Consider the following 24,698-nt stretch of genomic DNA (forward strand, 5'->3'; position numbering starts at 1 on the left):
GTATTAATTCTCAAGTTTCTCTTGTTGGATTTGCTCTGAAGTTTTTCCAAAGCGACGTTCGCGTCCTGCAAACACATGAAACGCATCATCCAGCTCTTCCACACTAAACTCAGGCCACAAGGTCGGAGTAAAGTACAGTTCGGCATACGCGGCCTGCCAAAGCAAGAAATTGGACAGCCGATAATCTCCACCCGTACGAATCAACAGGTCCACAGGCGGTAAATCGCCCAAGCACACATATTGACCGAACAGCGTGCTATCAATCTGTTCCAGCGCGACTTTATTGGCCAGTACATCAGCCGCAATCTGTTTGGCTGCTTCTGCCATATCCCACATGCCCCCATAACTGATGGCAATGGTTAAAGTCATGCTACTGAACTTAGCAGTCCTTTGTTCAGCATGCAACATCAAGTCACGAAGATGTGGGGATAAACGGCTGCGATCACCAATAAAACGCAAGGCAATCTGGTATTTTTCCATGCGCGGCATTTGCTCATGAATCGTGTCTTCCAGCAATTGCATGAGTAAATCAACTTCATATTGCGGACGATTCCAGTTTTCACTTGAAAATGCAAAAACGGTGAGTGCCTGAATGTGTTTGCTGCGACAATAGTCAACAATCGGATCTAGAATATTTTTACCTTCACGGTGACCGTCGCCTTTTTGCAATTGATTTTTCTTGGCAAAACGGTTGTTGCCATCCATGATGATGGCAACATGTTTTGGAAGCGTCTGACAGTCTTCAGATGTGGTCATCGACAATTAGACCTTCATCAACTCAGCTTCTTTAGCAGCCAAACGCTTGTCGACTTCAGCAACATATTTGTCGGTGATTTTCTGGATATCATCACCTGCACGACGTTCATCATCTTCAGAAATTTCTTTTTCTTTCAACAATGCTTTGATATCGCCCAAGACGTCACGACGGATGTTACGAATCGCCACTTTGGCATTTTCCGCTTCAGAACGCGCAACTTTCTGCATGTCTTTACGGGTTTCTTCGGTTAAAGCTGGTAGCGGCACACGAATCGAATCAGCGGTAATCGGGTTCAGACCGAGGTCAGACTCACGAATCGCCTTGTCAATTGCAGACACCATGGTACGTTCAAATGGCTGTACGATTAGAGTACGTGAATCTTCAACACCCACGTTCGCCACCTGGTTTAACGGCACATCTGAGCCATAGTAAGGAACCATCACACCGTTTAAGATTGATGGATGGGCACGGCCGGTACGAACTTTGGCAAAACCTTGCTCCAAAGACTCCAGAGTCTTTTGCATACGCTGTTCGCTGTCTTTTTTAAGATCGTTAATCATATGATCTTCCTTACTTAATTCTTAAAGATGTAATTACTAAAATAGCGTGTAGTATAAAGAGCTTTCAGGCCCACGTACATTAGTTCGTAACGTGAGTTCCTTCTTTTTCACCCATAACCACTGAAAGTAAAGCACCGGCTTTATTCATATCAAATACCTGTAACGGTACATTGTGGTCACGACATAAGCAGATTGCGGTTAAATCCATCACGCCGAGCTTTTCATCTAACACCTGATCGAACGTCAGGGTGTCATATTTCACCGCATCTTCGTATTTGCTTGGATCTTTGTTATAAACGCCATCTACCTTGGTGGCTTTCAGAATCAGATTGGCTTCAATTTCAATACCACGCAAGCAGGCAGCTGTATCTGTGGTAAAGAACGGGTTACCTGTACCGGCAACGAATACGCACACTTCACCTTGGGTTAAGTGGCGAATTGCATCACGGCTTGAATAAGATTCTACAACGGTACCAATTGGCAGTGCTGAAAGCAGACGTGTTTTAATGTTACGGCGTACTAAAGCATCACGCATGGCCAGACCGTTCATCACAGTCGCCAGCATACCCATCTGGTCACCAGTCACACGACCGACCAGACCGTCTTTTTGTAACTGGCTGCCACGGTACAGGTTACCGCCACCAACCACAATGCCGACCTGCACACCCAGACCGACCAGGTGTGCAATTGCCAAAGACATCTGATCAAGGATTTGGGCATCAATCCCCATATCCTTGTTACCCGCCAGTGCCTCGCCTGAAAGCTTCAGCAGAATACGTTCATAACGTGGCTTTTTAGAATCCAACATCATCAAACTCCAAAGTATTTAATTTAAATTTTTTCTGTATATCAGTACTTAAGCAGATTTGATCGCAATCAGCTTGGCAAATAAATCGTATTCATCTGCATCGGTAATTTCGACTTCAAGCAAATCGCCTGCTTTAATTTTTGACTTATCGATATCTTCAACAAACACGTTACCATCAATTTCAGGTGCATCTGCATAAGAACGCGCAACGGCAACCGGGAATTCTTCTTCCAGATCATCCACCAGCACAGTCATGGTCTGACCAATGCGTTTTTGCAGTTTTGCAGCTGAAATTTCCTGCTGCACCTGCATGAAACGTTCATAACGTTCCTGCTTGATTTCTTCCGGCACATGATCTGGTAGATCATTCGCAGTTGCACCTTCTACTGGTGAATAGGTGAAGCAACCGACACGATCCAGCTGCGCTTCTTTCAACCAGTCCAGTAACATCTGGAAGTCTTCTTCGGTTTCACCCGGGAAGCCAACCACGAAGGTGGAACGAATCACCAGATCCGGACATTTTTCACGCCATACATTTAAGCGCTCTAGTGTATTTTCACTGTGCGCCGGACGTTTCATCAGTTTCAGGATTTTCGGACTGGCATGCTGGAATGGAATATCCAGATACGGCAAGATTTTACCTTGCGCCATCAGGTCAATCACAGCATCGACATGCGGATAAGGATAGACATAGTGCAAACGGACCCAGATACCCAACTGGCCCAGGGCTTCACACATGTCATAGAATTTGGTTTTAACCGGCTGGCCGTTCCAGAAATCTAGCTTGTATTTGGTATCCACACCATAAGCTGAAGTATCTTGAGAAATGACCAGAACTTCTTTTACACCAGCACGTTTCAGCGCTCCGGCTTCTTCCAGAACAGAACCGACCGGACGGGAAACTAAATCACCACGCATGCTCGGGATGATACAAAAAGTACAACGGTGGTTACAGCCTTCTGAGATTTTCAGGTAGGCATAATGTTTCGGGGTTAAACGGATCCCCTGTTCTGGCACCAGATCAATAAACGGATTGTGCTTTGGTGGCTCCGGCACATACTGATGCACGGCATCCATAACTTCTTCATAGGCTGCTGCACCAGTCACTTTTAAGACATTCGGATGCATTTGACGAATCTTGTCTTCGTCTTTACCTAAACAGCCAGTCACAATGACGCGACCATTGGCATTCATGGCTTCGCCAATGGCGTCTAAAGACTCTTGTACTGCAGATTCAATAAAACCACAGGTGTTAACCACGACTAAATCAGCACCGTCATAATCCGATGCGACATCATAACCTTCAGTCTTTAACTGAGTTAAAATTCGTTCAGAATCTACCAATGCCTTAGGACAACCTAAAGAAACAAAACCGACTTTGGGGGACTTCATGAATCTGCGCTCCACTAGAATGCGCGTATTGTATGACTTTTCTGGCCATAAAAATAGAGAAATAGCCCACTCTTTGCATAATGCACCAAAATACAACCACTAAAGCCGGCTTATACACAATATTGCACCATTTTAATTCACTTTTGGTTTACAGCACTGGCGTTATCCGCTATACCTGAATCAACCCGTCCATTTCAGCGCATTTTTCTCATAAATTGGCTTGATTTACAGGAATTTGAACAAAGTTGGCGTGCATTTTGCTTAATTTGCATCATTAACGTTCTTAATTCAGAAACCTATTGCTTTATGAAGATGCCATTGCGCTATTTTAATACAGGATGCCACCGCTAATGGATCAAAGCCCGGCTATCGACTATCGCCTTTTAGTGGACAATTTGACCACTGCCATTTTACTGGTTGACAGCAACCTGAATATTTTTTACCTCAATTCCTCTTGTGAGGCGCTGTTTGATATCAGTTTATTGCGTGCTGCCGGACAGCCGGTAATGAATTTACTGCATCTCCCGACCGATGAATTTAATACCTACGAAGCGCTACAAAATACCTTAAGCACCGGACAGCCTTATACCCGCCGTGAAGCTACCATTAATGTCAACTTTAAAGACATTCATGTCGATTACACCGCTTCGCAGCTGAATGCCGGCAAAAGCTATCATCCTTTATTGCTGATTGAACTGAATCCGATTGACCGGATGCTGAAAATTTCCAAAGAAGAAAATCTGATTCAACAGCATCAGGTGGCGCGGCAACTGGTGCGCGGCGTGGCGCATGAAATTAAAAACCCGCTGGCCGGGATTCGCGGTGCAACCCAGCTACTGGCGCGCAGTCTGAATGACTCTCAATATGCAGAGTTTACCGACATTATTATTAATGAAGTCGATCGGCTCAGAAATCTGGCCGATACCATGCTCGGTTCACGTCAGTTACCAAGCTATGAACTGGTCAATATTCATGAACCATTGGAACGCGTGCGCTCGCTAATTGCCAACCAGACCAAGAAAAAAGTCAAAATCATTCGAGATTATGACCTGTCGTTGCCGGAAGTCATGGCGGATCGTGACCAGCTGATTCAGGTCATGCTGAATATTAGCGTCAATGCGGTACAGGCCATGATGGAAAACAAGGAATTCTTTGCAGAACATCAGCCCGAACTGATTTTAAGAACCCGTATTCAGCGCCTGGTCACCATTAATGGCGTGATTCATCGCTCGGTGGTACGGATTGATATTGAAGACAACGGCCCCGGTGTGCCGGAAGAAATTATTGAATCGGTGTTCTATCCGCTGGTTACGGCACGCGCCAAAGGCACCGGACTGGGCCTGAGCATCGCACAGAATATTATGCATCAACACAACGGAATGATTGAGTGCCAATCTGTTCCAGGAAAAACAATATTTAGCTTATATATACCTTGGGAGTCTAACCATGTCGCGAAATAAAATTTGGGTAATTGATGATGATCGTGCCATGCGCTGGGTACTGGAAAAAACCTTCAAGGAAGAAGGCTTTGACGTTACCAGTTTTGAAGAAGCCCAATCTGCCCTGGAGCAACTGGGTGTCGATGCACCGGATGTAATCCTGACCGATATCCGTATGCCGGGTATTGATGGCCTGACCTTCCTCGGTAAAGTCAAAGCCAGCTATCCGGATTTACCGGTGATTATCATGACCGCACATTCAGATCTGGAATCTGCAGTGTCGAGCTATCAGACCGGTGCCTTTGAATATCTGCCAAAACCGTTTGATATTGATGAAGCGCTAGCGCTGGTGAATCGTGCCATTTTGCATATCACCAAATTACAGCAACAGGAATCGGCCAAAACTGCACAGCCCATTCAATCGACTGAAATTATTGGTGAATCACCGGCAATGCAGGAAGTGTTCCGTGCCATTGGCCGTTTATCGCAATCGCATATTACCGTACTGATTAATGGTGAATCAGGGACCGGTAAAGAACTGGTGGCGCATGCCCTGCATCGCCATTCACCGCGTAGCAGCAAGCCGTTTATTGCGCTCAACATGGCCGCCATTCCGAAAGACCTGATTGAAACCGAATTATTTGGTCATGAAAAAGGGGCCTTTACCGGCGCCAACACCCAGCGTCAGGGCCGTTTTGAACAGGCCAATGGCGGCACCTTGTTCCTGGATGAAATTGGCGATATGCCATTTGAAACCCAGACCCGTTTATTACGTGTTTTAGCCGATGGTGAATTCTACCGTGTTGGTGGCCATATTCCGGTGAAGGTAGATGTGCGTATTGTTGCAGCAACGCACCAAGACCTGGAAAAGCTGGTACACGAAGGCCGTTTCCGTGAAGACTTGTATCACCGTCTGAACGTGATCCGGATTCATATTCCAAAACTGGCGCATCGTAGTGAAGATATTCCAATGTTGGCGCAGCACTTCCTGGCGCGTGCCGGTAAAGAGCTAGGCGTGAGTCCGAAAATCTTGCGTCCGGAAACCCAGGAATATATGCAGCAATTGCCTTGGCAAGGCAATGTGCGCCAGCTGGAAAATACCTGCCGCTGGTTAACCGTGATGATTACCGGCCGTGAAGTCTATCCGGAAGATTTACCTTCGGAACTGAAACAGATTCCAATTGAAAAATCAGGCGATGCGTCGGCCAATCTGCATTTAGACCGCGTTTCAATCCATCACTGGGATGAGCTGCTGGGTCAATGGGCCGTACAGAAACTGAAAAACGGCGAAATGAAAATTCTGGACATCGCCACACCGATGTTTGAACGTACCCTGATTAATGCCGCGCTGCAACAAACCCGTGGCCGCAAACGCCATGCCGCTGAACTGCTGGGCTGGGGACGTAATACCCTAACCCGTAAGCTGAAAGAGCTGGGCATGGACAGTGCTGATGATGATGTCGAGGAAGAAATTGAAGGCTAAACCAGCCTCATCTTCGTAATCACAAAAAAATAAGCTCCTTCGGGAGCTTATTTTTTTAATTGGATTCCGGCACAGCAATGCCGATATAACGTGATAAATCCTGCACGCCCAAATCGGTGCGAATGATCAGATAATGCGGAAAGCTGGCTGTGGTCAGTTCCTGAAACATATTGAGCTGATCATCATGTGCGTGAATTTCATCGACACTACGCGCCATGGTTGCTTCAAATACATCGGCAATATATTCAAAACCCAAATCCAGCGCCACAAACAGCGTATGCTCACAGGGCTGAATATACTGCTCTTGTGACCAGTCAATAATCGCCTGCTGGCAGCAAGGACAAATCACGTTGGCATCGGCATCGGGCTGTTGAATCAGTTGATAAGACATGTATTGATCATCTCATGGACTTTATCCTTAGTGTAAAGGATTTGTAGCCATAACTTAAGCTCGCCACGCATCACAAAGGCGAAAAGAGACGCTGCAAAAACCGCACAAATCAAATTGACAGCCCAGAACAATCATAATTTAATCTGCTTATCGTTGCATAAATGGAATAACTACACATGCTTTCGGACCTCGATGATTTTTACTGCTTTGCCCAGGTGGTTGAGCATGGCGGTTTTAGCGCCGCAGAACGTGCAACCGATATCCCTAAATCCAAACTGAGCCGCCGTGTGCACAATCTGGAAGAACGTTTGGGCGTGCGCCTGATTCAGCGTAATTCCCGCCATTTTGCCGTAACCGATATTGGCATGAACGTGTATCGGCATGCACAGGTGATGGCCAATGCCGCACAGGCAGCGCATGATCTGGTTGATCATCTGAGTATTCAGCCACGCGGCCTGATTAAAGTCAGCCTGCCGGTCTCCATTGCCCAGAATGAAATGTCCAGAATTCTGCCGGAATTTTTAAAGACCTATCCGGAAATTAAAGTCCAGCTTCTGGTCAGTAACCGCCGGGTCGATCTGATTAATGAAGGGATTGATCTGGCCTTGCGTGTGCGTAGTAACCTGGATGATGACCCAAATCTGGTGATTCGTACCTTTGAAACCATTGAACAGCATCTCTTTGCCAGTCAGGCCTATTTAAACCAGCACGGCGACCTGAAACAGCCGGAAGATCTGGCCAAGCACCATATTCTCAGTATGGCCGATGGCCATGTCGATCAGCATATTGTGGTTTATGATGAACATCAGCAGCAGAAGAAAATTAAAGTCAACCCGACCGTAATGGGCTCGGATTTGATGCTACAGGCACAACTGGCCCGTCAGGACTGTGGAATTGCCCTGCTCCCGGACAATATTGTGGAACCCTATATTCAGTCAGGCGAACTGGTACGCGTGCTACCGAACTGGCGTGCGCCGCACGGGGTTTTTCATGCCGTGTATCCATCCCGCCGTGGTCTGTTACCGGCGGTACGGGTGTTTATTGATTTTCTAGTGGAAAAACTGTCACAGCGTTAAAGCCAACCATCAAATTTCAGGCAAAAAAAAGCTTATCCAGGGATGGATAAGCTATAAAAACTAGAAACTACAGCAAGAATCTATAAATACATAATATGTACAAAAGACAGCATTAACAAATAGCTAATTTATATCAATTAATACTTTTAAAGTATGAATAAGTCGTTTTATAGCTAGATTTCCGGGTATTCTCCAGTACCTTCCGGCCACGGCGACAGCACTTCAAAGCCGTTTTCAGTCACGGCAATCATATGTTCCCACTGTGCAGAAAGTGATTTATCGGTGGTCACGACGGTCCAGCCATCATTGAGCTCTTTGACTTTGGAGCCGCCGGCATTAACCATCGGTTCAATCGTGAACACCATACCTGGCTTGAGTTGTAGCCCCTGACCCGGCTGGCCATAGTGCAGTACACTTGGCTGTTCATGATAAATTTTACCAATACCATGCCCGCAATATTCACGCACCACTTTATAGCCGGCCTGCTGCGCGACCGTTTGAATTGCATGACCAACATCGCCTAAAGTCGCACCCGGTTTCACCGCATGAATCCCTGCGACCATTGCCGCATAGGTGGTTTCGACCAGTCTTTTCGCTTCCGGCTTGATCGTGCCGACGTAATACATGCGACTGGTATCGCCGTAGTAGCCGTCTTTAATTACCGCCACATCAATATTGATAATATCGCCATCTTTAAGCACAACCGACGCAGATGGAATACCGTGACAAACCACTTCATTCGGTGAAATACAGGTGGTTTTGGTATAGCCGCAATAGCCGACATTGGCCGGAATCACCTGCAAGGTATTTACGATATAGTCGTGACACAGGTCATCTAGATATTCGGTGGTCACGCCCGGCTTGATATGCTCCCCGATCATCGCCAAAACCTGAGCAGCCAAACGACCTGAAATACGCAATTTTTCTAAATCCTGCTCGGTTTTAATCGATACGGCAGACGCTCTCATGCTTAAAATCCCCTATGAAACATTTGCTTAGTATAGTCCTTTTCAGTGACTTTTGTTTGATCACAAGCGGTTCCATCTGCCACAAACCCACTACTGCTTAAATATTCAACAATTAAAAACCTTTATATTTATTGACTGTTTTTTCAAATTTATCTTTTGATATTTAACAGTTTTCATCTTTTAAAAATTAAATCAACAATATAGTTTCACTAATTTTTGACAACCCGATCAATTTCCCAAGCCAAGATATAAAAATAATTCATAAGATTTATAAAATAAATTAGCCAAAGCAGTTGCCATGTTCTAGAATCGCTTTCTTTTGTTTAACCGATCTATCTCCCTTATGACGAGTTTACGTACACGGGATATTATTGCCTTAGGTTTAATGACCTTTGCACTATTTATCGGTGCCGGCAATATTATCTTTCCGCCTATTGTTGCACAGCAGGCAGGTGAACACGTTTGGTTAGCAGCTTTCGGCTTTTTAATTACAGCCGTGGGCTTGCCGGTGTTGACCATTATTGCCCTGTCTCGTGTAGAAGGTTCGATCCAGCTTTTAAGTTCGCCACTGGGCAAAGCAGCCAGCCTGATTTTGACCGTGGTGTGTTATTTAGCGGTAGGCCCTTTATTTGCCATTCCCCGTACCGCAACCGTTTCTTATGAAATTGGTTTCTCCTCTTATTTTGGTGCAGCCCCGAGCAGCTTGCTGATTTACAGTCTGATCTACTTTATTGTGGTGACCATTGTTGCGCTGTATCCCAACAAGATTCTGGATACGGTGGGTTATTTCCTGTCGCCCCTGAAAATTTTATCGTTAATTATTCTGGGTGTTGCAGCAACGTTCATTCCCGCGGGTCATATTCCGCCAGCCATTAATAACTATATCAACAGTCCAGTCTCGGAAGGTTTCGTCAATGGTTATTTAACCATGGATACCCTGGGTGCCTTGGTATTTGGTATTGTGATTATTAATGCCATGCGTTCGCGTGGGGTCAGCGATAAAAAGCTGATGACCAAATACGCCATGATTGCCGGACTGATCTCTGGTATCGGTTTAACCCTGGTGTATTTAAGCCTGTTCAAACTGGGCTTGGGCAGTCATGAAGTAGCACCGAATGCAGCCAATGGCGCAGTGATCCTACATGCCTATGTGCAACATGCTTTTGGTGACTTAGGTTCACTATTCTTAAGTGCCATGATTTTCATTGCCTGTATGGTAACCGCGATTGGCCTGACCTGTGCCTGTGCAGAATACTTCTCGCAAATTACCCGCATTAGGTATCGTACTTGGGTATTTGTATTAGTCGGTTTCTCGCTGGTGATTTCCAACCTCGGTCTGACCAAACTGATTGCACTCTCAGTGCCGGTATTAAGTGCGATTTATCCGCCTGCGATTGTAGTGATCTTACTGGGCTTTTTCTGGAAAAACTTCCATTCTCCAGCGCGTGTAATTCGTCCGGTCACCGCAGTAGCCTTATTCTTTGGCGTGATTGATGGCTTAAAAGTGGCAGGGCTAGATGGCTTTTTACCAGAAGCTTTACTGAACTTACCGTTAAGCGCGCAAAACCTGGCCTGGCTGATTCCATCTACCATTGTCCTGCTGATTTGTATTGTGATCGACAAGGTTAAACACTAAGCCTTAACCCGAGTCGTTAAAGTCTGGTTTTACCCAAACCCGATTTTAAATTGCTCAATAATGGTCAAGTTTTACCCAAACTGACTCTTATTGTGTCACTTTCTTTCAGTCTGGTTTAGCTCAATCTTGCTTAACTTCTAAGCCTATTGAAGTAAGCTCATCCACTTTCGCTTCTCCTCATTCTCTGAAACCCTTCAATTCAGCGCAATCCTGTTCTTTACCCTCTTTTTGCATACCTTCTACCAAAGCCTAATAGCTGCCCTATTGTTAAGCTAGCATAAATAATGCTACATCTTTACTCACTTCTTTACAGTGATGCCCTAATATTCCGTAAATAAATGAACTGAATTCGAGCATTTATTTATACACACTATGTTCTTTCAAAATATTGCGATAGGCGCTTGAAATACACTGCAATTCGCAGTACAACTAAACAAACTAATCCGATCAAAATAGTCTGTTTTTGATCAAAATACAGGAGGGATGGAGATGTTATCATTACATTTCAATAAGCAAGTCTTCATTAACGCTCTGAAGGCAAATAACAATTTAGTGACTTTCCTCAGCACCACCTTTGCGCTGCTGCTGACGCTGGTCTTTCAAGGATTGATTCAGGGCAACCTGAAACCGGCGTATTTTATGTACGCACTAATCGTCTGTATCGCCTTCTATATTTGGGCTGTGGTCGATGAAAAATATCGACAGTCGGCTCCCATCGATCAGCACAACTCTTAATTTTTAACCGACCCAGATGGATGAGCCTTCATCCATCTGCTCAGAATGAGATAAATATTTTTTATACTACTTGGCAAAATATACCTAAGCCCATAAATATAATCCCGCACCCACCACCAGTAGCAAGGTGGCCAGCACTTCACCCAGTACCAACAGCAACATCGCCAGACTCATTAAACTTTTTGGCAGATGCCATTTGCCCAACTGATGCGGAGTTTTAAACTGATTGGTGGTGTCCTTTAAATAACCATGCAGTGCATAGCTCAAAATCGAAAAAGCAAAGAAAAACAGGTTAATTGCCACCAGTAGCAAATTCAGTTCGGTGGACCATACCGAAAAATAAGCCATGGCTGCCAGAATCAGACTGGCCGGCGCATAGAGCAAACTGCTACGATGCGCAATATCGACATAATAATGAGCACGCGCCTGTGGTGAATGCCGAATCTGCCAGTATTTCCATACCCCGGTCAGCATGCCCACCCATAAAAATATACCGCTGGCCAGAATCGCCCCTTTTACCGCAACATCAAGATCCATTACATTCATTTCGTTTTGTCCTTATTTGAATTGCCCGTCCGCATGACCCCGAAGTCAGAGATTGTAACTGCATTCACAGCAAACTCCTTTACATTAGAGTCATTCACTTTTTTTTAATGTTTATCCTATGACTTCGTTTGACCCCGTCCATATCACCTGCGCAGATGGCTATCAGCTGAGTGGGCGCTTCTACACCCATCAGGCTAAAAAGCAGCCTTACCCTGTCCTAATTTGTCCCGCGACTGGCATCACGCAAGGGTTTTATCATCCTTTTGCCGAGTGGTTAAGCCAGCAAGGTTATGACGTGCTCAGTTTTGATTTTCGCGGTATTGGCGGCTCTTTACAAGGGAAATTAAAGCACTCGCAAGCCAGTATTGTCGATTGGGGACAACTGGATATTGCAGCCGGCATCGAGCATCTATTGCAACTGAGTCAGGCCGAACAGGTGATTTTATTGGGACATAGTGCTGGCGGCCAGCTGCTGGGAATTTGCCCCAACCATGCCAAGGTAGCCAAAGTTGTAGCGGTATCGGGTTCGACTGGTCATGTCAAAGGTCTTAAGGGACGCACCAAATTACTGGCGCCGCTGATGTTTCAGGTCATTTTCCCAATTGCTCGTATCACCCATGGATATGGCCCGACCCAGGCTATTGGTATGGGTGAAAATTTACCGAAAAATGTGGCCCGGCAATGGGCAGAGTTTTGCGGCAAACCCGGTTATGTGATCAATGCTATTGGTAAAAGTGTATTTGAAGATTTTCATGCTGACATCCGTAGCCCGATGAGCGTATTCTGGAGTTCCGATGACGAAATTGCCACTGAAGCCAACGTCAAAGATTTACTGCGCCTTTATCCTAATGCTGCTACCCGGATGATTGAACTAAAACCACAGCAGTATGGTCATAAAACAATTGGTCATATGCTGATGTTTAAACGCTCTCACCAGAACCTGTGGCCGGTGATTGCGGCCGAGTTACGTATCTAAAACTGCAACTCTCTTGAAAAAAGATGAGCTTTAAATAAACACCAGAACAGAAAAAGCCCCACATCAGTGAGGCTTTTTTGATTTACCAACTTTTGGCAATTAAGCGTAGGTAATCATCACGGTTTTAATGCGGTTACCTTCCAGCTCGGTGACTTCAAAGTGTACGCCCTGATAGTCCAGATGCGTACCGACTTGTACATCGCCCTGGGTTTTATCCAAGATTAAGCCGGCAACACTAATATAGCCTGCATCTTCTTCCACCAGATCCAGCATACCCAGTTCCAGCTCAAGCTGATAAACGTCCAGCATACCGGTCGCTTTCCAGGTGGTCTCGTTAACACGGATTAAATCTGGCTGTTCATCGGCATCCGGGAACTCACCGGCAATTGCTTCAAACACATCCAGCGGCGAAATCAGACCTTGCACATTACCAAACTCGTCACTCACCAATACCAATGAACCTTTTGAAGTACGCAAAGTATTGATCGCATCAATGACTTTCATTTTTTCAAAAATGTAAATTGGACGGTGACGTTTCACCAGCGCCTTAAAGGCTTCTTCATCATCTAGCACATCCAGTAGCTCTTTGGCACGAACAATACTGATGACTTTGTCAAGGCTACCACGACACACTGGGAATAAACTGTGCGGTACCGACAATACCTGCTCACGAATCTGTTCTGGTGTATCTTCAATGTTCACCCAGGAAATCTGGTTACGCGGCGTCATAATCGACGCAACCGAACGTTCTGCCAGCGTTAATACGCCGCCAATCATATAACGCTCTTCATGCGCAAAGGTTTCTTGTGCTTCACTTGAATGCATGTCCGTAGTTTCAATACGGCCGCCCATTAACTTCAGAATCGAATCTGCAGTACGGTGACGCAGCGGAATTTTCGCTTCATGTTTTGCCGCATTACGCTGCCCAAACTGGTTAAAGGCTTCAATGGCAATGGCTACACCAATACCTGAATAGATATAACCTTTCGGAATGTGGAAACCAAAACCTTCTGCAATCAGGCTGATACCAATCAACAGCAGGAAGCTTAAACACAAGATTACCACGGTTGGATGACGGTTAACAAAGGCTGTTAGCGGTTTAGACGCCAGTAACATGACCGCCATTGCTACAATCATGGCGGCCATCATCACATAGATGTTGTCGACCATACCAATTGCGGTAATAACAGAGTCTAAAGAGAATACGGCATCCAGGATTACGATCTGGGCAACCACTGCGGTGAAGCTGGCATAAACCACATTGGTGCTCACTTTAACTTCCGGCTTGCCTTCCATCTTCTCGTGCAATTCGGTCACGGCCTTATAGACCAAGAACAAACCACCGAACAGGAGAATCAAATCCCGCCCTGAGAATGTTAAATCAAATATCGAAATAAGCGGTTGAGTCAAGGTGACTAACCAAGAGATTGCGAATAATAACCCCAAACGCATGAGCAAAGCCAAAGACAAGCCAATCACACGGGCTTTATCACGCTGCTCAGGAGGTAATTTTTCTGCCAGAATGGCAATAAAGACTAGGTTATCAATACCTAGAACAATTTCTAAAATAATAAGTGTTATTAAACCAACCCAAATTCCCGGATCTAATAAAAACTCCATTAGTTCATCTCTCCGATAGGGTTAGCGTGTAATTCGAAATGTAGACCTGGGCCCGGCGACGGATCCATAAATTTAACCTTTTCAACTGTAGATAAAAATATTATGCATAATCTTCTATTTTTGTAATCATTTTTTCGGAATTTTTTTGGTAAATTCCTGTATTGGTTAAATTAAGCCAAGTTTTCTGCTTAAAAAAAGTACAAGTTTGTAATTAAATTTCAGGTTTTATTAAAACTTCCACAGAGAGATAAATGACTACAATCAGAGCAAAAATCAGGGCTATATTTCACAACTCAAATATAAATATTTGATTTTTATTATTTTATTAAAAAATAAATTCCAAGATGTTAATTTTCTATCTCAAGGACTCAAATTTCTAGTACTGAAATAAATGCAGCCCAGTTTTCAATTTGTTACTTTTACTTAAACGGTTTGAAAGTAAATCCTGAAGAAAGATAAGCAAGTCCCTAACCTCAATGCTTCACTCTTAACATCATCATGATCATTTTCATGCAAAAAATAACGAATAAAAATATATGACAATGCAACAAATATACGTTTATCAAAGTACTGCGCGAGAGAGGTGTCACGCTCTATCAGTTGCTATTTCAAGCAGAAAAAAACAGCCAATTAAGATCAAGTGAAATTGGTTGTTTTTTAGGAGACAAGACCTTGGGGTGTATTGGGCAGAATGATTGCTGGATAAAACCTTCATCCTCATTACTCATCTAAACCACTTTAAAAATACGCATCTTTAAGATGAAATACTGAAGTTTACACAGAAGATTATGACCATTTATCAGGACTAAAATAGGGATGATCTCTCCCTAACTATCCCAGTTTAAGCCAGCTGATCTCCCGATAAAAACGCTTTGCCTCAGCCTTTTATTGACGAATACGATTAAAACAACTTGCTAAGCATATGACATTTCAAATAAAATGTGATGGGATTTCACAAAAATACAATTAAAAATGCAAGGAATAACTAAATGACCAAGAAATATTCCAAATTTCTGCCTTCTACTGAAGACTTCAATATTGAGCAGTTTCCTTATTACTGGGTAACCCAAGTCCATGCTCAATATGTGTTAAATGTCGATCATGCACTCAAGAAATATGGTCTGGATAACTCACGCCGCCGCATTCTGATTGCGCTAAAAGCCAAACCGAATGCCAGCGTTTCCGACCTGTCAGATATGGTGGTGTCAAAGATGTCGACCACCACCAAAATTGTCTATCGCCTAAAAGAAGAAGGCCTGGTGGAGACCTACTCCTGTGAAGATGATGCGCGCATCACCCGGGTTATTCTGACCGATCAGGGCCATGCCATGACCGAAAAAATTAACGATCTGACCGGTGTGGTACTGGAACAGTCCTTTGAAGGCTTAACCCCACTACAGATTGAAAAAATGATGGACAGTTTGCGTCATATTTTTAATAACTTATCGCGTTAATCATCCAGCATTCTGCACACTGCTTATGACAAAGAATCGAAAAAGTTCAGTTGGGGACTAACTTTTTCGATTTTTATTTTTGGCACATGCGAGCATTCAAATTCTTCAACCGGAAAACCTTCGACAAAACGCTGAATATCCGGCTGAGTTTGGCCAAGCCATTCTTGTAAACGTGCATGTGGAATCACAATCACCGAACGTTTGACATTGCCCGGCTCATGAAAGTCTTTCATCATTGGGTGGTCGATCGCGTCCATGGTAATCATGGTGCAGGAACGAATAATCTCATCCTGAATTTTGCAAATTTCATATAAAGCCGCAATATAAAACGCCTGCCCATCTTTACGGCGCACGCCCCAGCGCTGCGGTTTATTGTCAATATATTTGGATTCATAAAACTCCGTTACCGGAATGACCCCAAACTTGCGTTTCAGCACCGCTTCCTGAAAGCTGGGTTTCTGTAACAGGGTTTCATTACGGGCATTATAGGTTTTATGGGCAATACTCTTATCTTCCGCCCACTTCGGCACCAGACCAAACATCACCTTACGCCATTCCAGTCCCTGTTCAGATTTGAACAGTAAAGGCAAGTGATAACCCGGATAGACCTCATCTTCATATTCAAAAGGAATATCCGGGAGATTTAAATCCTGTCGCTGTTGTAGCGTAAGCGGTTTAAAGTTGGCACACATGGAAATATGGCTGCTCAGTTTAGACAGCTCTATTATACGCCTTCAGGCGGTTAAGTTGCGCCTACGCTTTAACTAGGTAGCGTTAACCAGTGGGTGCGACAAAACTCTTCTAAGACCCATTGACCATTAAAACGCCCCAGACCGGAATTTTTCTCGCCACCAAAAGGCGCATTCGGATAATCCGCCACGGTAATGGCATTGATATGCGTCATCCCAGCGTCAATTTTTAAGGCAAAGGCTTTGGCACGTTCAATATTGGCGCTACAGACTGCACTGGATAAGCCAAAACGTGTGGCATTGGCCAGCATCAGTGCTTCAGCTTCATTTTGCGCTTTAATCACCGGCAGTACCGGCCCAAAACTTTCTTCTTGCGCCAGACTCGACGCCGGGTCAACATCAATAAAAATATGCGGTGGAATCACATGACCGCGCGTGGCACCTTGCAGTACCAGCGTCGCGCCAGCCTCTTGTCCTTGCTGGATAATATGCTGAATCTTCTGCACCTGATCGCGGTTAATAATTGGGCCAATCACTGTAGTATCTTCATTCGGATCACCAAAAGGAATGCTTTTACTGCGTTCAACCAGTTTACCGACAAAACTGTCATGCACTTTTGCATCAACAATAATGCGATTGGTACTCATACAAATCTGACCCTGATGCAAAAAGCGCCCCATCACCGCCAGTTCTACCGCCAAGTCCAGATCGGCATCATCCAGCACCACCAAAGGTGCGTTTCCGCCCAGCTCCAGCGCCAGCCGTTTTAAATTGGGACTGCTCACTGCTAGCTGACCCACGCGCTTGCCCACTTCGGTAGAACCGGTAAAGGAAATCAGTTTCGGCACTTCATGTTCAACAAAATAATCGCCGATTTCACTACCTGCACCTGCCAGCACACTAAGGCTGCCCATCGGAGCACCGGCTTCTTCAAACAGTTTAGCCAGCAGCAAGCCACCGGTAATTGGCGTATCACTGGCCGGTTTCAGCACCACGGTATTGCCTAGCACCAGTGCTGCAGCCACCGAACGCATACTTAAATGAAAAGGAAAATTCCACGGGCTAATTACCGCCACCACGCCCAGCGGTTTACGTACCGCATAGCTTTGACGGGTTGGATCGGGAGATGGCAACTGTTGGCTTAACATACGCTCCGGGAAAGTCGAGCTTTCTTTTAAAATGCCTATTGCAGCATCGACTTCAATATTGGCTTTTAAACGGGTACTGCCCGACTCCTGAATCAGCCAGTCGATAATTTCCTCCCGACGCGCCTGAATAATCTCAATTACGCGCAGCAGCAGATTTTTTCGTGCTTCGGCTGAACTGTCTGCCCACTTTGCGGCATACTCCAAAGCCGCCGCATAGGCACTGTCGACATCGACAATACTGGCACCTTGTAATTTTAAAATGCTTTCTTGGGTATAAGGATTCAGATTGTCCAGGATTCGGGTTGAAGTGCCCTTGATCCATTCACCGGCAATAAACTGTTGATCAAGAAATTGATACGCGCCCATAACATCTTCCAGATTTTGATGATTTCCTTCACTCTAAAAGGTCTGCACAGAAAGTTCTAGTGCTGTTCGGTGTGTAATTATTGCCATAAAAAAAAGCCTTCCGAAGAAGGCTTTTTAGATCAGGCAAATTCAGGATTAGTCACCTGTATAGCCTTTTAATTTTAAACGTGCTGCGTGCAATAGCGGCTCGGTATAACCTGCTGGCTGCTCGCCACCTTTAAAGATCAGGTCAGACGCTGCCTGGAATGCAACGTTGTTGGCAAAGTCTGCTGCCATTGGCGTGTACAGTGGATCGTTGGCATTTTGCTCATCCACAATTTTCGCCATACGTTGCATCACTTCTTCAACCTGTGCACGCGTGACGATACCGTGACGTAACCAGTTAGCAACGTGCTGAGAAGAAATACGCAAAGTTGCGCGGTCTTCCATAAGGCCAACATCGTTGATGTCTGGAACTTTCGAACAGCCCACACCCAGGTCAACCCAACGAACGACATAACCCAGGATACCTTGACAGTTATTTTCCAGTTCTTTCAGTTTCTCTTCATCAGACCAGTTGGTGTCTGTTGCCAATGGTGGCGTTAACAGATCATCTAATGGCAGCGCTTCAGTCGCAAGCAATTCCTGCTGACGGTTCGCGACATTAATTTGATGGTAGTGAATCGCGTGAACCACTGCACCAGTTGGTGATGGAACCCACGCACAGCTTGCGCCCGCTTCTGGATGTTCAGTCTTGGTTTTGTACATGTCTAACAGCATGTCTGGTTTTGGCCACATGCCTTTACCAATCTGTGCTTTACCACGTAAACCGGTTTGCAGACCGACCATCACGTTACGGTTTTCGTACGCCGGGAACCATTTTTGGCCTTTGATTTCGCCTTTACGAACGAATGGACCCGCTTCCATGAAGGTATGGATTTCGTCACCAGTACGGTCCATGAAACCTGTGTTAATGAAGATGGTACGGTCTTTCGCCTGTGCAATACAGTTCTTCAGGTTCACAGAAGTACGACGTTCTTCATCCATGATACCAATTTTTAAAGTCTTCGCAGGTAAGCCCAGCGCCTGTTCAGCACGCTCGAATAGTTCAACTGCAAATGCCACTTCTTCTGGACCATGCATTTTTGGCTTCACGATGTACATTGAACCTTTACGCGAGTTCTTGATCGTGTTTTCACCACGGATGTCAGCCACAGTAAGCAGAGGTGTTACCAATGCATCCATGATGCCTTCATAAATTTCTTCACCATCGACCAGAATCGCCGGGTTGGTCATCAAGTGACCTACGTTACGAAGCAGCATCAATGAACGGCCATGAACCTTGGTTTCACCGCTTTCAACATTTTTGAAGGTACGGTCAGCATTGAGTTTACGGGTAATGGTTTTACCATTTTTCTCAATCGACTCTTCCAGTGTACCTTTCATCAGGCCTAACCAGTTACGGTAGCCTTCTACTTTTTCTTCAGCATCAACCGCTGCAACAGAGTCTTCCAAGTCTTGGATTGTTGTTACTGCAGCTTCAAGAACTACGTCTTTAACACCAGCAGCATCAGTTTGGCCAATTGGGCTGTTGGCATCAATCTGGATGATGACGTGCAGGCCGTTATTTTTCAGCACAACTTCAGTTGGTGCAGCCGCTTCGCCGTTATAACCGACAAATTTAGCAGCATCTGCAACAGTCGTAGTTGAGCCATCTTTCAGGCTAACAACCAGTGCATTGCCTTCAACCGCATATTTTGTTGCATCTGCGTGTGAACCTTGCGCCAACGGGAAAGTTTCATCCAGGAAGTTTTTCGCGAATGCGATAACTTTCTCACCACGTTTCGGGTTATAGCCTTTGCCTTTTTCTGCGCCATCTTCTTCAGAGATTACGTCAAAGCCGTATAGTGCGTCGTATAGAGAACCCCAGCGTGCATTGGCTGCGTTCAGGCAGTAACGCGCATTACGTACAGGGACAACTAACTGTGGGCCTGCCAGTAATGCAATTTCTTCATCTACATTTTCAGTCGTAATTTGAAAATCTTCTACTTCTGGTAATAAGTAGCCAATTTCAGACAAGAAGGCTTTGTAAGCTTCTAGTTCAAATGTGTTATTGCGATGCCATTCGTCAATCTTCGCTTGCAGATCATCACGTTTGGCAAGCAATGCCTTGTTCTTAGGCGTAAGGTCGACAACGACTTGCTCAAAGTTTTTCCAGTAGGTGTCACTGTCTAAACCAGAACCTGGTAATGCTTCATTTTCGATGAAATCGTAAAGTTCTTTAGCAATCGCTAACTTGCCTTTTTGAATACGTGCAGTCATTGTCTTTCCTGATATTGCTACTTTTTATACAAGAGATTCTAGTATACCGATTTATATTTGGCTGAATAGTATTATCACATTGCTAAATAGTGATCATTTTTTATTAAATAAATATTGCTATTTAAAAATAAAATAATCTTAGGATGTAACATTATCATTAAGCGAAATATATAACCTACAGTGTATAAAGTTTTTGAAATGTCGGAATTAGACTTAAGTTCAGAATTGTAAAGAAAATTCGGTACTTCAGCCCTTCCGGGTTTTATTATTAGCCAAGATTAAGCCATGAATTGAACAAAATGTCGATAAAAGCAGCAAAGATTTTTTGCTACAAAAAAAGCGCCCGGTTGGACGCTTTTTAAATATGTCGAATTCAGTATTAAGATGCTTCAGTCGATGCACCCGCAGCTGAAATCTGACGATGCGCTGCATGTAAATAATCATCTGACTGCATTTCCAGCAAACGTGAACGCGTCCGTTCAATTTCAAAGGCCAGTTTTTCACCTTGGTAAAGTTCAATAATCGAATCTTCTGAGGTTAATAGCAGCTTTACGCCACGATCATAAAACTCATCGACCAGATAAATAAAACGGCGTGTACCATCGGCCAGATAATCGGTTAAATGCGGCACATTACTGACCAGCACGGTATTGTACAGGTTGGCAATTTCAATATAGTCAGCTGGGCTACGCGGTTTCAGGCACATTTCCGAGAATTCACACCACAACACATCTTCAGTATGCGCCACCGTTTCAATTAAACGGTTGTTGATGGTAATCGGTTCATCCGAATGGGTTTGGGTATGGGTCAGCGCATCAAAACGCTGCGCCATCCAGACATTATGGTCATGCGTCAGTGGCGATTTAAACAGTTGCGCCTGCTTTAACACGCGTAAACGGTAATCCACCCCGGCATCGACATTTAAAATGGCACAGTTCTTTTTCACCATTTCAATGGTCGGAATAAAGCGGTCACGGTGAATACCATTTTTATACAAGCCATCTGGCGCGATGTTTGAGGTGGCCACCAAAGTAATGCCGCGATTAAACAGCTTCTGGAACAGGTCGCTGAGAATCATGGCATCGGTCACGTTAGATACAAAGAATTCATCAAAACAGATGATCACCGCATCTTTATAAATCTGATCAGCCACTGTATCGAGCGGGTTACGCTGCCCTGACAGTTTGTTCAGTTCACGATGCACATGCTGCATAAAGTGATGGAAGTGCATACGGATTTTGCGGCGAAACGGAATTGATTCATAGAACTGGTCCATCAGCCAGGTTTTACCGCGTCCAACCCCGCCCCACATATACACACCGCGCGGGGATGTCTGACGACGAAAACGGCGAAAGGCCTTTTTCGAGGCTTTATAACGCTGAATTAACTCTTGCCACACCCGGTCCAGCTCGTGTACCGCTTCGGCCTGTGCTTCATCTGGCATGAACTGCCCCGACGCCAACGCCTGTACATAGCGTTCTGCCGGAGACAATGGAGTATATGCTGTGTTGTGGGATGAGTTGAAGTCAGACATATTATTCAGTACTTTTGGGGTTAATAAATGATAACGAAGATAACCGCCGCACAATATACCACTTTGGGTTTAAAATGCTTAGGCTATTTCCCATACTGGCGCGGACTTTGTCCAAACCAGCGTTTAAAGGCATGATTAAAGGCCGCAGGTTCTGAATAACCCAGTAACTCTGCAATCATTTCAATTGAATAAGCTTGATATTCAATTAATCTCAATGCCTTGTCTTTAATTAAATCTTCACGAATCTGTTTATAACTGGTGTTCAGCTGCTGTAACTGATGACGCAAGGTGCGCTCTGGAATCTGTAAGGCCTGCGCGGTTTCGGCCATGGTCGGCATCACGCCCTGCTGCAATTCCAGATAATCTTTGACCCGCTGCACCAAGGTCGGTGCCTGATCTTCCAGTTTTAAGCGCTGCAGCTCTTCAATACACTTTTCTTCAAAGGTCTTAAAGGTAATTGAATCGGCGGATGGAATTTTCACTTCCAGCACCGACTGCTCGAACCAGAACGCTGCATGGTCATGGCCAAAACACAAGTCATGACCATAATAGTCATGATAAGCCACCAGGGCCTGTGCCTGATCTGGACGTGCAAATGGCAGTTCAATACGGATTTGCGGCACATTCAGGCTCATCATCTTGTAAAGATCCTGAATAAACTTGAAAGTCCCGGAAATTTCACATTGCGCCCGCAGCATACCCAAATCGCTATCCAGATCATTCGGCAGATATTGCAGCGCCACCCGATCTGCTTCATGTTTCAGCTTTAGCTGCCCGGTCAGATGCGTCAGCCCCTGATACTGAATGCCTTTTTCAATCGCGGTCGCAATAGTGTCAGAGGTCACCAGTAACATCAGCAAGGGACCATAACCGGCCAGTGCATAATGCTGGCCAATAAAAATACCCTGCTCAGGTCGCACCCCGGCGCCAATAATCTTCAGAATATCCAGTTCCAGTCGCGGATGAATCACCGAACTGGCATCCAGTGCATCTGCATGCAGCCCGATACTTTGCAAACGCTCATCCACATCAATTCCGGCATTTCGCATACCTTGAATTAAGTACATGAGACCGAGAATGGATCGTTTCATAGGGGCGCTTGAGTCACGTCTGTATATCTGTTTTACTATATCATTCACTATTTTTAAATTGCCGAAAATATCAATTTTTCTGTCAGTGCTATCATGGCATCTGCACTGACCCGCTTATATGCTAATCATAGAAATAAAAAGAAAAGGATATACAACTATGCATGATGCATTGTCAAATCATGATTTTTCTACAAATCATGCCGTTCAAAAAACTAAAATTGCCATTATTGGTGCCGGTTTTGGTGGCTTGGCGATGGCCATTCGCCTACTGCAGCAACAGATCACCGATTTTATTATTCTGGAAAAAGCCAATGAGGTTGGTGGTACCTGGCGGGAAAACCAGTATCCGGGTGCGGCCTGTGATGTGCAATCGCATATGTATTCCCTGTCATTTGCGCCCAAAACCGACTGGTCAAAACGCTATGCCGAAGCGCCAGAGATTTTTGCCTATATTCAGGGCCTGACCGATCAGTTCCAGCTCAGAGATTATTGCCAGTTTCAGACTGAAGTCCTGTCTGCGCATTATCAGGAACAGGACTGCGAATGGCATTTACAGCTCAATCAGCAGCGCAAGCTAATTGCCCAATACGTGGTATTTGCCTCCGGACCCTTGCATGTGCCGCAAATTCCACATATTCCGGGGATCGAAAAATTTAAAGGCAAGGTCTTTCATTCATCGCAGTGGGATCATCAATACGACTTAAACGGTAAAAATGTCGCCTCAATTGGTACTGGCGGCAGTGCCATTCAATATATTCCGGAAATTGCCCCACAAACCAGACAGCTGTATGTGTTTCAGCGTACCGCCGCCTGGGTGATTCCACGCGATGAACGACTCTATAGCCAGCTTGAAAAAAAGCTGTTTAAAAAGTTTGACTGGTTTAGAAAACTGCACCGCGCCCGCCTGTACTGGTCCAATGAATCCCGCGTGGTGCCGATTGTAAAACCAGGGGTAATGAAATATACCCAGAAACTGGCCGAAGCCTTTTTAAAATATCAGGTCAAGGACAAACGCATCGCCGCCAAGCTGATTCCTGACTATATTATGGGTTGTAAACGTATTCTGGTCTCCAATAAATATTATCCGACCTTTAATCGCACCAATGTCGAACTGGTGACTGATGCCATTCAGGAGCTGACTGAACACAGCATCATCACCAAAGATGGCAAAGAACGCCCAATTGATTGTCTGATTTATGGCACCGGTTTTATTACCGATCCGCGCATTTATCTGAAATCGTTTGATTGTGTCGGTGAACATGGCGTGGAGCTGAAACAGGCCTGGAAAGATGGCGCCGAAAGTTATTACGGCATTTGCACCAAAGGCTTTCCCAACCTGTTCCAGCTGCTAGGCCCCAATACCGTGCTGGCGCATAATTCCGTAGTGTTTATGATTGAGGCACAGGTCGACTATATTTTGCAGATGATCAAGCTGGTCGAACGTACCCAGACCGATGCCATAGTCATTAAAGATCAGGTTCATGATGACTATAACCGTTATGTTCAGGAGATGCTGGCCGGGACCATCTGGCAATCCGGTTGTGTCAGCTGGTATCAGCAAGATGGCGGTAAAAACTTTGCCCTCTGGCCGACCTATACCTGGAAATACTGGTTAAAAACCCAGAAAGTGAATCCGGCTGATTATCGCTTACTGAATAAACGTGCAAAACAACAGCTGGCCAGCTAATTCAGGCATAATAAGCAGGAATTGATTTTAGGCGAGTATAG

Annotated in this window: 21 protein-coding genes; 8 read left to right on the forward strand and 13 right to left on the reverse strand. The window is 45.0% G+C overall.

Translation table 11 applies throughout. From position 1 onward, the window contains the following. Positions 1-3: 3 nt before the first annotated feature. The 4 genes from uppS to rimO form a co-directional block, all read right to left on the reverse strand. Positions 4-756 (reverse strand): polyprenyl diphosphate synthase, encoded by a 753-nt coding sequence (gene uppS, locus FTU69_RS01935; RefSeq protein ID WP_005177599.1) that lies wholly within the window; start codon positions 754-756, stop codon positions 4-6. Between the two features lie 6 nt (positions 757-762). After that, a complete protein-coding gene (gene frr, locus FTU69_RS01940; protein ID WP_005177597.1) occupies positions 763-1,317 on the reverse strand; it encodes a ribosome recycling factor in 555 nt (184 codons plus the stop codon). A 79-nt stretch (positions 1,318-1,396) separates the two neighbouring features. Continuing rightward, a complete protein-coding gene (pyrH, locus tag FTU69_RS01945; protein ID WP_005177594.1) occupies positions 1,397-2,125 on the reverse strand; it encodes a UMP kinase in 729 nt (242 codons plus the stop codon). Between the two features lie 48 nt (positions 2,126-2,173). Beyond that, complete coding sequence (rimO, locus tag FTU69_RS01950) at positions 2,174-3,517, reverse strand: 30S ribosomal protein S12 methylthiotransferase RimO (RefSeq protein ID WP_180087962.1); 1,344 nt, start codon at positions 3,515-3,517, stop codon at positions 2,174-2,176. A 350-nt stretch (positions 3,518-3,867) separates the two neighbouring features. Between rimO and glnL the strand changes: the two genes are divergently transcribed. Together glnL and glnG are read left to right on the forward strand one after the other, a co-directional pair. Further along, on the forward strand, positions 3,868-4,977 hold the full coding sequence (gene glnL / locus FTU69_RS01955) for a nitrogen regulation protein NR(II) (protein WP_016658204.1): 1,110 nt from the start codon (positions 3,868-3,870) through the stop codon (positions 4,975-4,977). Continuing rightward, complete coding sequence (gene glnG / locus FTU69_RS01960) at positions 4,964-6,439, forward strand: nitrogen regulation protein NR(I) (RefSeq protein WP_180087961.1); 1,476 nt, start codon at positions 4,964-4,966, stop codon at positions 6,437-6,439. Before glnL ends, glnG begins: the two co-directional genes overlap by 14 nt. A 55-nt stretch (positions 6,440-6,494) precedes the next feature. On the opposite strand, the gene FTU69_RS01965 is transcribed toward glnG, so the two are convergent. Then, complete coding sequence (locus tag FTU69_RS01965) at positions 6,495-6,830, reverse strand: hypothetical protein (RefSeq protein ID WP_005177579.1); 336 nt, start codon at positions 6,828-6,830, stop codon at positions 6,495-6,497. 176 nt (positions 6,831-7,006) lie between these two features. Between FTU69_RS01965 and FTU69_RS01970 the strand changes: the two genes are divergently transcribed. After that, positions 7,007-7,906, forward strand: coding sequence for a LysR substrate-binding domain-containing protein (locus FTU69_RS01970; RefSeq protein ID WP_180087960.1), 900 nt, complete (start codon positions 7,007-7,009; stop codon positions 7,904-7,906). 173 nt (positions 7,907-8,079) lie between these two features. Here FTU69_RS01970 and map read toward each other — a convergent pair whose 3' ends face one another. Further along, entirely contained in the window at positions 8,080-8,874 is a 795-nt protein-coding gene (gene map / locus FTU69_RS01975) for a type I methionyl aminopeptidase (protein WP_180087959.1), read from the reverse strand. 343 nt (positions 8,875-9,217) lie between these two features. Between map and brnQ the strand changes: the two genes are divergently transcribed. Both brnQ and FTU69_RS01985 read left to right on the forward strand, forming a co-directional pair. Further along, positions 9,218-10,510 (forward strand): branched-chain amino acid transport system II carrier protein, encoded by a 1,293-nt coding sequence (gene brnQ / locus FTU69_RS01980; RefSeq protein WP_160243258.1) that lies wholly within the window; start codon positions 9,218-9,220, stop codon positions 10,508-10,510. A gap of 489 nt (positions 10,511-10,999) precedes the next feature. After that, positions 11,000-11,245, forward strand: coding sequence for a hypothetical protein (locus FTU69_RS01985; RefSeq protein ID WP_180087958.1), 246 nt, complete (start codon positions 11,000-11,002; stop codon positions 11,243-11,245). 84 nt (positions 11,246-11,329) lie between these two features. Here the strand turns inward: FTU69_RS01985 and FTU69_RS01990 are convergent, their stop codons facing one another. After that, positions 11,330-11,791, reverse strand: a complete 462-nt coding sequence (locus tag FTU69_RS01990) for a hypothetical protein (RefSeq protein WP_104471418.1) — start codon at positions 11,789-11,791, stop codon at positions 11,330-11,332. Between the two features lie 118 nt (positions 11,792-11,909). Between FTU69_RS01990 and FTU69_RS01995 the strand changes: the two genes are divergently transcribed. Continuing rightward, positions 11,910-12,767 (forward strand): alpha/beta fold hydrolase, encoded by an 858-nt coding sequence (locus tag FTU69_RS01995; protein WP_180103398.1) that lies wholly within the window; start codon positions 11,910-11,912, stop codon positions 12,765-12,767. Positions 12,768-12,866: 99 nt separating this feature from the next. Here the strand turns inward: FTU69_RS01995 and FTU69_RS02000 are convergent, their stop codons facing one another. Continuing rightward, a complete protein-coding gene (locus FTU69_RS02000) occupies positions 12,867-14,387 on the reverse strand; it encodes a transporter associated domain-containing protein (protein ID WP_180088935.1) in 1,521 nt (506 codons plus the stop codon). Between the two features lie 989 nt (positions 14,388-15,376). Here FTU69_RS02000 and FTU69_RS02005 point away from each other — a divergent pair. Then, on the forward strand, positions 15,377-15,841 hold the full coding sequence (locus FTU69_RS02005) for a MarR family winged helix-turn-helix transcriptional regulator (RefSeq protein ID WP_005177561.1): 465 nt from the start codon (positions 15,377-15,379) through the stop codon (positions 15,839-15,841). A gap of 23 nt (positions 15,842-15,864) precedes the next feature. Here FTU69_RS02005 and FTU69_RS02010 read toward each other — a convergent pair whose 3' ends face one another. From FTU69_RS02010 to FTU69_RS02030, 5 genes are all read right to left on the reverse strand, one after another. Then, on the reverse strand, positions 15,865-16,533 hold the full coding sequence (locus tag FTU69_RS02010) for an SOS response-associated peptidase (RefSeq protein WP_180103399.1): 669 nt from the start codon (positions 16,531-16,533) through the stop codon (positions 15,865-15,867). Positions 16,534-16,601: 68 nt separating this feature from the next. Beyond that, positions 16,602-18,044, reverse strand: coding sequence for an aldehyde dehydrogenase family protein (locus tag FTU69_RS02015; RefSeq protein WP_168383052.1), 1,443 nt, complete (start codon positions 18,042-18,044; stop codon positions 16,602-16,604). A 135-nt stretch (positions 18,045-18,179) separates the two neighbouring features. Further along, positions 18,180-20,345, reverse strand: coding sequence for a malate synthase G (locus FTU69_RS02020; RefSeq protein ID WP_180103400.1), 2,166 nt, complete (start codon positions 20,343-20,345; stop codon positions 18,180-18,182). Positions 20,346-20,724: 379 nt separating this feature from the next. Continuing rightward, a complete protein-coding gene (gene zapE / locus FTU69_RS02025) occupies positions 20,725-21,879 on the reverse strand; it encodes a cell division protein ZapE (RefSeq protein ID WP_180103401.1) in 1,155 nt (384 codons plus the stop codon). 83 nt (positions 21,880-21,962) lie between these two features. Further along, complete coding sequence (locus FTU69_RS02030) at positions 21,963-22,970, reverse strand: AraC family transcriptional regulator (RefSeq protein WP_168389801.1); 1,008 nt, start codon at positions 22,968-22,970, stop codon at positions 21,963-21,965. 157 nt (positions 22,971-23,127) lie between these two features. On the opposite strand from FTU69_RS02030, the gene FTU69_RS02035 reads away from it, so the two are divergent. Continuing rightward, positions 23,128-24,657, forward strand: coding sequence for an NAD(P)/FAD-dependent oxidoreductase (locus FTU69_RS02035; RefSeq protein ID WP_160241354.1), 1,530 nt, complete (start codon positions 23,128-23,130; stop codon positions 24,655-24,657). The last annotated feature ends 41 nt before the right edge of the window (positions 24,658-24,698 follow it).

This window comes from Acinetobacter sp. YH12134, assembly GCF_013418555.1.
In the GTDB taxonomy this organism is placed as follows: domain Bacteria; phylum Pseudomonadota; class Gammaproteobacteria; order Pseudomonadales; family Moraxellaceae; genus Acinetobacter; species Acinetobacter indicus.